Here is a 10,748-nt window from a genome sequence, read left to right on the forward strand (position 1 = left end):
GCGCCGATGTGGCGCGGGACCCCTGCGTGATCTGGGAACCTGAAAATCAACCGATGCCTTGCGACAGACCAATGATGGTCCTGCTCTGCTCACGCGGCAGCTTGCATCTGTTGCGTGCTAGATGCGCCTTTGCAGTCCCTGTGTCAAGCCTGCCGCGCCGCTTTGGCAAAAACCACACATCCGCGCCGTTAATCCTGCGGATTTACTTGGCTTTGACACATCATGTAGTAATCACCGGGGTAACAAGGTGAAGGGGATTTCAGCGTGGCGCATATTATCGTTGTCGGGAACGAAAAGGGCGGCGCTGGCAAATCCACCGTGTCGATGCATGTGGCCACCGCCCTTGCGCGCTGCGGGCTCAGGGTCGGTGTACTGGATCTGGATCTGCGGCAACAGACATTGGGGCGCTATCTGTCCAATCGCGCCGAATATATCGCCAAGGCGGGACTGGATCTGCCCTCACCCGTCTTCCTGCCCCTGCCCGAGGTGGATGAAACCAGCCTGCAACCGGGTGAACATGTCTCTGACCTGCGGCTGTCGCGCGCGGTGGCGCAGCTTGAAACCGACTGCGATTTCATCCTGATCGACTGCCCCGGATCGCACACAAGGCTCAGCCAGGTTGCCCATTCGCTGGCTGACACGCTGATCACGCCGCTGAATGACAGTTTCGTCGATTTTGACCTGCTCGCCCATGTCGACGCTGAGGGTGAGCAGATCACCAGCCCTTCGGTCTATTCCGAAATGGTCTGGAACGCGCGGCAATTGCGCGCGCAGGCCGGGCTGAAACCCATCGACTGGGTCGTGGTGCGCAACCGAATGGGCGCGCAGGCCATGGTCAACAAGGAAAAGATGCAACGTGTGATCGAAAAACTCGCGCGCCGGATCGGGTTCCGCACCGCATCGGGTTTCAACGAAAGAGTGATCTTTCGCGAATTGTTTCCCCGCGGGCTAACCTTGCTTGATCTGCGCGACACCGGGGTCAAGGGGTTGAACATTTCCAACATTGCCGCGCGGCAGGAATTGCGCGACCTGATCAAATCGCTGGACCTGCCGGGGGTAAAGTTAAATTTCTGACATCCGCGCCCATCCGGTATAGGTGCGGGGCAACACACCCAAACGCAGGATTCCTTGTGCCACGCTTGTCAGTCCCCAACCGTTACACCCCTTTGATCATTGCCGCCCTTCTGGCCATATTCAGCGCCGTCACTGCATTCTGGTATCCGGCATTCTGGATCGTCGCCGCCGTCTTTGTCGCGCTGACCCTGCTGGGGATGCGCGACCTGCGCCAGCACAATCATTCCATTCTGCGCAATTACCCGATCATGGGGCACATCCGTTTCCTGCTGGAAGGGATCAGACCCGAAATCCGGCAATATCTGATTGAAAACGATCAGGACGAACAGCCGTTCAGCCGCGAACAGCGCTCGCTCGTCTATCAACGTGCCAAGGGGGCCGAAGATAAACGCCCCTTCGGCACGCAGGAAAAGGTGTACGAGGCGGGCTATTCCTGGCTGACCCATTCGGTGCAGCCAGTGCACTTCAACAATACTGATTTTCGCGTGCGCATCGGCAATCCCGCGTGCAAACAACCCTATGACGCCTCGCTCTACAATATCTCCGCGATGAGCTTTGGGGCCTTGTCCGCGAACGCCATCCTTGCCCTGAACACCGGGGCAAAGATGGGCGGTTTCGCCCATGACACCGGCGAAGGCGGAATCAGCCGCTATCACCGGCAGGCAGGTGGCGATCTGATCTATGAGGTCGGGTCAGGCTATTTCGGTTGCCGCAATGATGACGGGCGTTTCAACCCGGAAAAATTCGCCGCAACCGCCGCTGACCCGCAGGTCAAGATGATAGAACTGAAACTCAGCCAGGGGGCCAAACCCGGCCACGGCGGCATGCTGCCCGCCGCCAAGATCACGCCAGAAATCGCAGAGGCGCGCGGCATCCCGATGGGGTTCGATTGCGTGTCACCCGCCGCGCACCCCGAATTTTCCGACCCGGTCGGGATGATGCGCTTCATCGGCCTTTTGCGCGATCTGTCAGGCGGCAAACCTGTCGGCTTCAAATTATGCATCGGGCACCGGCGCGAATTCATGTGTATCGTCAAGGCGATGCTGGAAACCGGCATCGTGCCCGATTTCATCGTCGTGGACGGCAGCGAGGGTGGCACCGGTGCCGCACCGCTGGAATTTGCCAACCATGTTGGCATGCCCCTGGTCGAAGGGCTGACCTTTGTCCATAACACCCTGCGCGGCGCGGGCCTGCGCGATCAGGTCAAGATCGGGGCCGCAGGCAAGGTCGTCAGCGCCTTTGACATCGCCCGCGCCCTGGCGATTGGCGCTGATTGGTGCAATTCCGCGCGCGGCTATATGTTCGCCGTAGGCTGCATTCAGGCACAGGCCTGCCACACCAACAAATGCCCCGTGGGTGTGGCGACGCAAGACCCTTTGCGCCAACGCGCGCTGGATGTCGGCGACAAATCCCACCGCGTCGCGCGATTCCACGCCAACACATTGAAAGCCTTGGGCGAAATGGCGGGCGCTGCCGGCCTGACCGACCCCACGAATTTCGAACCCTATCATTTCATGACGCGGCGCGGCGACGGGCAGATGACCGAAGCCAATGACGTCTATACCTATCTGCGCCCCGGTTTCCTGTTGGACGACGGCGACGACAACCCGATCTATCGCGAACGCTGGGCGCGGGCCAATGCCCACAGCTTTGTCCCGCCCGAAGGGCGTTAACCGCGGCCCTTCTTCTGCCCCGGCAATGTCTTGCCGGTGATCCGGACCAGCATGCTGATGCGCGGGATGATCCCGGTTTCGGACCGTGACCGCGTGCGCAACACCGGCGTGTTTTCCGACGCCCCACTGCGGCTTTCGCGCAGGACGATATACAGACCGCTCGCGATGATGATACCGGCACCGAAAGCGGTGTTCATCTCGATCAATTCGTCAAAGAACAAATAGCCGAAAATCGTGGCCCAGATGATCTGGCTGTATTGCATCGGCGCGATGATCGCAGCCTCGCCCGCCTGATAGGCGGCAATGATCATCCGGCTGGCGATCCAGGCAAAAACCGCAATGAACCCCATCATCCCCAGATGCTCGATCGGCATCGGCTCGTAAACAAAGGGCAGCGCCACGGCCATCACCACAAAGTTCAGCGTCATGGGATAGAGCATCATGACCACGGGCCGTTCCTCTGACCCGATCTTGCGCACGATGATCGACGCAACCGATCCGCCGACCGCCGCCAGCAGCGCCGCCAGATGCCCGATGGACAATTCCGCCGATCCCGGCCGCAGCACCACCAGCACGCCGATCAGCCCCACGATCACCGCCGCCCAGCGCCGGATGCGGACCTTTTCGCCCAGAACCGGGATCGCCAGCACCGTGATCAACAAGGGCGAGGCGAACAGGATCGTATAGACCTGCGCCAAAGGCAGCACCGAAAACGCATAAAACGCGGTAAACCCGGTCATCACCGTCGCCACCGCCCGCGTCAGCATCCACCAGGGATGGATCGGCACCAGCGTGCTGGGCTTGTTGTCGCGCATCAACGTCAATGTCGCCAAAGGAAAGCTGAGCAGCACCGAAAAGAACACGATCTGCACCGGCGAATAGATCCCGCCCAGCACCTTTACCACCACGTCATGCGTGGCAAAAACGCCAAAGGCGGCCAACGCGATCAGGGCACCTTTGGCGTTCGGGGTCATATCACAGGCTCGCGTCGAGGGCTTGCAGGATCACGTCACCCATCTGGGTGGTCGACAGCGGTGTGCCACCTTCCGGCCCCATCAGATCCGCAGTACGCGCGCCATCGGCCAGCACCTTTTCAATCGCGGCTTCCAGCCTGTCGGCCTCGGCCCCCTGGTCAAAGGAATACCGCAGCGCCATCGCGAACGACAGGATACAGGCAATCGGGTTCGCCTTGCCTTGGCCGGTAATATCGGGGGCAGAGCCATGCACCGGTTCATACATCGCCTTGGGCCGCCCGTTCGCCATCGGCAGGCCAAGCGACGCGGATGGCAACATCCCCAGTGACCCGGTCAGCATCGCCGCACAATCCGAAAGAATATCGCCGAACAGGTTGTCGGTATAAATCACGTCAAACTGCTTGGGCGCGCGGACAAGCTGCATCGCGCCATTGTCGGCATACATATGCGACAGCTCAACCTCCGGATAATCCTGATGGACCTCGGTCACGACATCGCGCCACAGGATGCCGCTTTCCATCACATTGGCCTTTTCCATCGAACACAGCTTTTTGCCGCGCTTCATCGCCAGTTCAAACGCCGCGCGCGCGCCGCGTTCGATCTCTGCTTCGGTATAGCGTTGGGTGTTGATGCCCACGCGCAGATTGTCTTCCATATGGATGCCGCGCGGTTCCCCGAAATACACGCCCGAGGTCAGTTCGCGCACGATCATGATGTCCAGACCGGCAACAATGTCCTTTTTCAATGATGAAAAATCCGCCAGCGCGTCAAAACATTGCGCCGGGCGCAGGTTGGCGAACAGGTCCATTTCCTTGCGCAGGCGCAGCAGCCCGCGTTCCGGTTTCACGCTGAAATCCAGATCATCGTATTTCGGCCCACCGACAGCCCCCAGCAGCACGGCATCGACTTCCTGCGCGCGTGCCATCGTGTCGTCATGCAGCGGCACGCCATGTTTGTCATAGGCGGCACCGCCCACCAGATCCTCTGATACGTCAAAGGCCAGATCGCGCTTGGCACCGAACCAGTCGATGATGCGCTTGACCTCGTTCATGACCTCGGGGCCGATGCCGTCACCGGCGAGGATCAGAAGGGATGGGTTGGCCATGGATTTTTCCTTGTCAAAATTGTTCGCATTGGCGTAGCGCGCCCAGCGTCAAGGTTCAAGACACCAGCGGACGCAACCCCGCCGCCAGCAGATCCCACACCCGCCTGATCCGCGGTGTCTGGCGCATCGCCGCATGCGCGGTCAGCCAGACAGGCAGCACCGGCAGCGGAAAGCCAATGTCAATTTCCTCCACCAGTGGATCATCCCGCCCGACGCCCGCCTGCGCAAAGCCGATCCCGCAGCCCGCGCGCACCAATTCCCAATAGGCGATATTGTCGTCGCAGCGGGTCTTGAAGAATTCCCTGTCCACTGTGATGCCCGCAGCACGAAACCCGTCGATAATATCCGGGCTGGCATCAAACCCCACAAAATCATGCTGCATCAGATCAGTGGTGTTTCGCGGCGCAGCACATTCTGCCAGATAGGTTTTCGCCGCAAAAACCGCGAGCGGGATATCCCCGATATGCTGCGTCACCAGGTCCAGCTGCGTCGGGCGGTACATCCGCACCGCGATATCCGCCTCGCGATACAAAAGGTTGCGGCTGTCGTCGCTGGGCACCAGTTCAATCGCGATCTGGGGTTCCAGTCTGCGGATCTGCGCGATGATCGGCGGCAGATGCAGCGCGGATGTCGACACGCTCGCCGTGATCCGCACTGTCCCGGCAAGGCTGGCCTGCCGCCCCGCCGCCGTCAGTGCGATCCGCTGCACCGCATCGCGCATCGCCGTCGCAGGCTGGACCAGTGCCGCGCCGATATCGGTCAGCGCGAAACCGCGCGGCTGGCGGTGAAACAATTCCGCGCCCAATTGCGCCTCGATCTGTTTGATCTGGCGGCCCAGCGTCGGCTGACTGGCCCCCAGAACCCGCGCCGCCCCCGACAGACTGCCGGTTTCGGCGACCGCCAGAAAGGCCTGCACCAGCGACCAGTCGAGAGATGGCAATTTGTTCATTCAATTATGAATACATGATATCCGCTTTCTGACAATATACGAATGCATATGAATATACGAAACTCCTGATTTCAACATGCAGGAGATCACAATGACCCAAACAGCTCTGATCCTCGGCGGCTCTGGCAAGATCGGCCGCCACGCAGCAGAGGCATTCTGGAACGCCGGTTGGACCGTGCGCCAGTTCAACCGCAAAACCGATGACATGACGCAGGCCGCCATGGGCTGCGACGTCATCGTCAACGGGCTGAACCCGCCCGCCTACTACAAATGGGAGGTCACGATCCCCGCGATCACCGCACAGGTCATCGCCGCCGCCCGCGCCAGCAATGCGACCGTGATCCTGCCCGGCAATATCTATAATTACGGCAATCAGCCCGGCGTGCTGGATGAGAATACGCCGCATCTGGCGACCACCCGCAAAGGTCGCGTACGCATCGCGATGGAACAATCCTACCGCGCTGCCGGTGTGCAGACCATCATTCTGCGCGCGGGCAATTTCATCGACCCGCAAGGCAATGGCGATATCATGCAGATGTTGCTGCTGCGCGAAATCTCCAAAGGCAGAGTCACCCACGGCGGCGACCCCGACACGCTGCAAACCTATTGCTACGTCCCCGACTGGGCGCGCGCCGCCGTCATGTTGGCCGAAAAACGCGATGTGCTGGACCCGTTCGAGGATATCCCCTTTCCCGGCCACGCCTTTACCTATCGTGATCTTGCTACGCAGGTCGCGGCGCGGCTGGGCAAACCCGTCAGGCTGACCGCCTTTCCCTGGCGGCTGATGGCGCTTTTGTCGCCGTTCTGGCCGCTCGCACGGGAATTGCATGAGATGCGCTATCTTTTCGCCATGCCGCACCGGATCGGCGGGGCGAAACTGGCACGGATCCTGCCCGATTTCCGCGCCAGCGACCTGACCACCGTCATGCAGGCGGGCATCGCGCCGGATATCCACCCAGACAAGGTGATGGACACCGGCGGACACACCGCCGCTGTCCTCTGACCCCGGCCAATGCACCCCGGCATCGACAACCTGCCAGTCTTGCGACGGCAACACATAGCTTACGCGCAATCGTCCGATTCCCAGATCGGTCCAATCCGCTGTCGGCTGGCCCGGCACCGGGTCCTGCAACAAAGGATGCGCCAGAAACGCCGCCATCGCCGCCCTGTCGCCGTCACCCGCATCAGGGTCAAGATTGGCGTTGCCCGCGATCACGAAATCCTGCGGCACCGGCCCGAACCCGCCGTCCAGCACCTGTTCCCACAGCCGCAATTCGTCGCGGTTGCGCAAGACATTGCGCCGCTCCGGCCCGTCAAAGGCAGGCGGGGACGCCGAAAACACCATGATCGCAAAGGGCGGCGCATCCGCCATCTTGACCGGCACGATCCAATGCCCGGTCGTGGACAGGCGCTGCACATCGCGCACGGCATCCGGCAAAAACGGCTGACCAGCCAGCACAGGCAACACCGCCCCCGGCAGATCGCGCCACAGCAGCGCGGACAGGTCAGTCACCCCGTCCGCATCCACGGCAAGCCGCGACAGGATCGCCATGCCGCCACTGCCGTTGAACCGGCCATAGCCCTGCGCATCGCGCGCCTCGCCCAGATAACCGTTCTGATCCATATCCAGCCCCGTCGGCATCCCGGTATTCGGGCGCAGGGCGAATTGATACCGATAAGGCGGATCAACCATTGCGGCAAAAGCCGCCAGCGCCAGACCGTCCAGATCATAATCGAAATCGGTCAGCACCAGCACATCCGCGTTGACCCGCGCGATCACCGCCAGCACCGCGGCGATCTGGGGATCATCGCCTTTGGTCAGGTCACGCAGCAGCAGCCCCGGCCCGTCACGGCCCAGCGGGGCGGCATAGGTCGCGATGCGCAGGCTGTCGGCGCTGGCCAGCAAGGGCCACAGGCACGCGATCAGGCCCCAGCCAAAGGCCCTGCCCCGACGCGGTCGCGCGCTTTCATGCGCTGCATCGCGATCATATCGGCGACACGGGTCAGCGCGACACCGCGCATCAGGATACTTGCGGGGAGAAACGCCCATGTCGCCACCGTCCAGATCAAGGTATGCGCGCTTTGCAAACTGATGGGCGCACCAAGCGACAGCAACAGTGTCAAAGCCACTGGCACCAAGAATGGCAGCAAAATTCCTAAGATGATGTTAAAACGTCCATCCCTTTGCAGCCTTTTGACGACATCGCCGCCAGCGGTCGGGTCAAAGGTCGGCAGATTGACCCAGACATTGAACACATCATCGCGGCGTGGCCAGCGCTGCAGGCGCAGCAGGATGATAAACCCGATCACCGACAACAGCGCGATCAGATAGCTTAATCCGGCCGCGCTGCGCAGCTGGGCCAGCAGCGCGGGGTCGGTATCCTCTGGCATCATCAGCACCATCAGCCGCACCGGGGAATAAGGCAGGTCAATCACTTCGCCCACGGCGGCACCCGTCATCTGGAAAATCACCGTTATCCGCGATGGGCTGGCGGCGTCCTGAAAGATCATTACCAGACAGAAAACAATCGCGAACAGGCCCGCGAATCTGGCGCGGTTGAACGGCGGTGCATCGCGGAATTCAACCATGCTGGGGCTGATCGCGCTGTATTCGATAAATGTGAACAAGGCGGCAAAGATCGCCGCCAGGGCGATGATCAGCGTGCTGTCAAACGTGCCGCTGCCCAGCAGGGCCGATGGTAACCCGACAAGCAGAATGACCAGAAACGCCCGCACGATTGCCGCTGGTAGTCTTGATAGCACCGAAAACCGCCCCCCAGATACCATGGCGCAGTACTGCGCCACAGGGTTTCACGTTAGGCTGAAGAGAATTTTCAGCCCAACCGTGGCAAGATACTGGCCCGACTTACGCCAAGGCTGCAACGCTTTGTCAGCGGATCGTCATGGGGTGACACGCTATAGCAGCCCATTGATGCAACAATGCAACCATCGGTGGGCTGCCGTGACTGAAGTCGCAAAAAGGCCGCAGTCAGACTGCGGCCTTTTGTCCTGTCAATCGGTCAGACCCAGGGGCGTTCGGCGCCTGCTTTGGCCTCGAACCCGGCGATGGCGTCGGATTTTTCCATCGTCAGGCCGATGTCATCCAAGCCGTTCATCAGGCAATGTTTCTTGAAACTGTCCACCTCGAAGGTAAACACCTCACCATCCGATGACGTGATGGTCTGCGCCTCAAGGTCTACCTCAATCCGCGCGTTGGACCCTTTTTCAGCGTCTTTCATCAGGATATCGACCTGTTCCTGCGGCAAGACGATTGGCAGGATACCGTTTTTGAAGCAATTGCTATAGAAAATATCCGCATAGCTGGGCGCGATCACGCAGGTGATGCCGAAATCGGCAATCGCCCAAGGCGCATGTTCGCGGCTGGACCCGCATCCGAAATTTTCACCCGCGACCAGAATTTGCGCGTCGCGGTATTGCGGCTTGTTCAGCACGAAATCGGGGATTTCATTGCGGTCATCGTCATAGCGCATCTCGTCAAACAGGTTCACGCCAAGGCCCGACCGTTTGATGGTTTTCAGGAATTGCTTGGGGATGATCATATCGGTGTCGATATTGACCAGGGGCATCGGTGCGGCGATGCCGCTGAGTTTGGTGAACTTCTGCATTACATCATCTCCCGCACATCGGTCAGTTTGCCGGTGATCGCCGCGGCCGCCGCCATGGCGGGCGACATCAGGTGGGTGCGCCCGCCGCGCCCTTGCCGGCCTTCAAAGTTACGGTTCGATGTCGCCGCACAGCGTTCGCCCGGTGCCAGTTGGTCAGGGTTCATGGCAAGGCACATGGAACAGCCCGCAAGCCGCCATTCAAATCCGGCATCGATGAAAATCTGCGCCAGCCCTTCCTCTTCCGCCTGTGCGCGCACAAGACCGGACCCCGGCACGACCATCGCGCGCAGCCCGTCCTTTTTCTTCTTGCCTTTCAGGATCGCGGCGGCGGCGCGCAGATCCTCGATCCGCCCATTGGTGCAGGACCCGATGAATACGGTGTCGATACTGATATCGGTCAAGGGCGTGCCCGGTGTCAGCGCCATGTAATCCAGCGAACGCTGCGCCGCACCCACCTTGCCGCCGGTGAAACTGTCGGCGGATGGCACCGATGCGGTGATCGGCAGCACGTCTTCGGGCGATGTGCCCCATGTGACGACGGGCGCGATATCTTCGCCTTTCAAGGTCACGACCTTGTCGAAATGCGCGCCTTCATCGGTGAACAGGGTTTTCCACCAGGCGACGGCTGCTTCCCATTGTGCACCTTTGGGCGCATGCGGGCGGCCCTTGCAATATTCAAAGGTCTTTTCATCCGGCGCGATGATCCCGGCCCGCGCGCCACCTTCGATGGCCATGTTGCAGACGGTCATCCGCCCTTCCATCGACAATTCGCGGATCGCTTCGCCGCAATACTCAATCACATGACCATTGCCGCCTGCGGTGCCGGTCGCCCCGATGACGGACAGGGTGATGTCCTTGGCCGTGACACCGGGGCGCAGTTTGCCGGTGATCTCGACCTTCATGTTCTTGGATTTCTTCTGGATCAGCGTCTGGGTGGCCAGCACATGTTCCACCTCGGACGTGCCGATGCCATGGGCCAGCGCGCCGAAGGCGCCATGCGTGGCGGTATGGCTGTCGCCGCAGACCACGGTCATGCCAGGCAGCGTCCAGCCCTGTTCAGGGCCGACGATATGCACGATTCCCTGACGGACATCGGCCACCGGATAGTAATGAATGCCGAATTCCTTGGCATTGGTATCAAGGGCGGCGACCTGAATGGCGCTATCCTCGGTCATGTTCTTAGGGTCGTTGCGGCCTGCCGTCGTGGGAACGTTGTGGTCCGGCACGGCGATGGTCTTGTCGGGCGCATGTACGCCACGACCCGCCATCCGCAACCCTTCAAAGGCTTGCGGGCTGGTGACTTCATGCACCAGATGGCGGTCGATATACAAAAGGCAGGTGCCATCC

At 60.8% G+C, this 10,748-nt stretch carries 9 protein-coding genes and 1 pseudogene; 3 read left to right on the top strand and 7 right to left on the bottom strand.

The features are described from left to right. The first annotated feature begins 264 nt into the window (after positions 1-264). Both ACK4TM_RS15470 and ACK4TM_RS15475 read left to right on the top strand, forming a co-directional pair. Positions 265-1,074 (top strand): division plane positioning ATPase MipZ, encoded by an 810-nt coding sequence (locus ACK4TM_RS15470; protein ID WP_409702874.1) that lies wholly within the window; start codon positions 265-267, stop codon positions 1,072-1,074. Positions 1,075-1,130: 56 nt separating this feature from the next. Then, a complete protein-coding gene (locus ACK4TM_RS15475; protein WP_409702876.1) occupies positions 1,131-2,747 on the top strand; it encodes an FMN-binding glutamate synthase family protein in 1,617 nt (538 codons plus the stop codon). On the opposite strand, the gene ACK4TM_RS15480 is transcribed toward ACK4TM_RS15475, so the two are convergent. From ACK4TM_RS15480 to ACK4TM_RS15490, 3 genes are read right to left on the bottom strand one after another with little or no spacing between them, the layout of a single operon-like run. Further along, complete coding sequence (locus ACK4TM_RS15480; RefSeq protein ID WP_409702878.1) at positions 2,744-3,721, bottom strand: DMT family transporter; 978 nt, start codon at positions 3,719-3,721, stop codon at positions 2,744-2,746. The two genes, ACK4TM_RS15475 and ACK4TM_RS15480, sit on opposite strands and share 4 nt — an antisense overlap. Before the next feature lies 1 nt (position 3,722). Further along, complete coding sequence (gene leuB, locus ACK4TM_RS15485) at positions 3,723-4,826, bottom strand: 3-isopropylmalate dehydrogenase (RefSeq protein ID WP_409702880.1); 1,104 nt, start codon at positions 4,824-4,826, stop codon at positions 3,723-3,725. Between the two features lie 55 nt (positions 4,827-4,881). Then, entirely contained in the window at positions 4,882-5,775 is an 894-nt protein-coding gene (locus ACK4TM_RS15490) for a LysR family transcriptional regulator (protein WP_409702882.1), read from the bottom strand. Between the two features lie 91 nt (positions 5,776-5,866). Here ACK4TM_RS15490 and ACK4TM_RS15495 point away from each other — a divergent pair, with 91 nt between their 5' ends. Beyond that, the gene (locus ACK4TM_RS15495) at positions 5,867-6,778 is read left to right on the top strand and encodes an NAD-dependent epimerase/dehydratase family protein (RefSeq protein WP_409702890.1); all 912 of its coding nucleotides are present in this window, start codon (positions 5,867-5,869) and stop codon (positions 6,776-6,778) included. Between the two features lie 9 nt (positions 6,779-6,787). Here the strand turns inward: ACK4TM_RS15495 and ACK4TM_RS15500 are convergent. From ACK4TM_RS15500 to leuC, 4 genes and pseudogenes are all read right to left on the bottom strand, one after another. Next, positions 6,788-7,681 (bottom strand): annotated as a pseudogene (locus ACK4TM_RS15500) (endonuclease/exonuclease/phosphatase family protein); the annotation flags it as partial. 17 nt (positions 7,682-7,698) lie between these two features. Further along, entirely contained in the window at positions 7,699-8,562 is an 864-nt protein-coding gene (locus tag ACK4TM_RS15505; protein WP_409702884.1) for a hypothetical protein, read from the bottom strand. A 233-nt stretch (positions 8,563-8,795) separates the two neighbouring features. Beyond that, positions 8,796-9,401 (bottom strand): 3-isopropylmalate dehydratase small subunit, encoded by a 606-nt coding sequence (leuD, locus tag ACK4TM_RS15510; RefSeq protein WP_409702886.1) that lies wholly within the window; start codon positions 9,399-9,401, stop codon positions 8,796-8,798. Next, the coding region (gene leuC, locus ACK4TM_RS15515) for a 3-isopropylmalate dehydratase large subunit (protein WP_409702888.1) at positions 9,401-10,748 on the bottom strand (1,348 nt) is incomplete at its 5' end. The genes leuC and leuD, both read right to left, overlap by 1 nt.

Source organism: Yoonia sp. (genome assembly GCF_046292185.1).
Taxonomy (GTDB): Bacteria; Pseudomonadota; Alphaproteobacteria; order Rhodobacterales; family Rhodobacteraceae; genus Yoonia.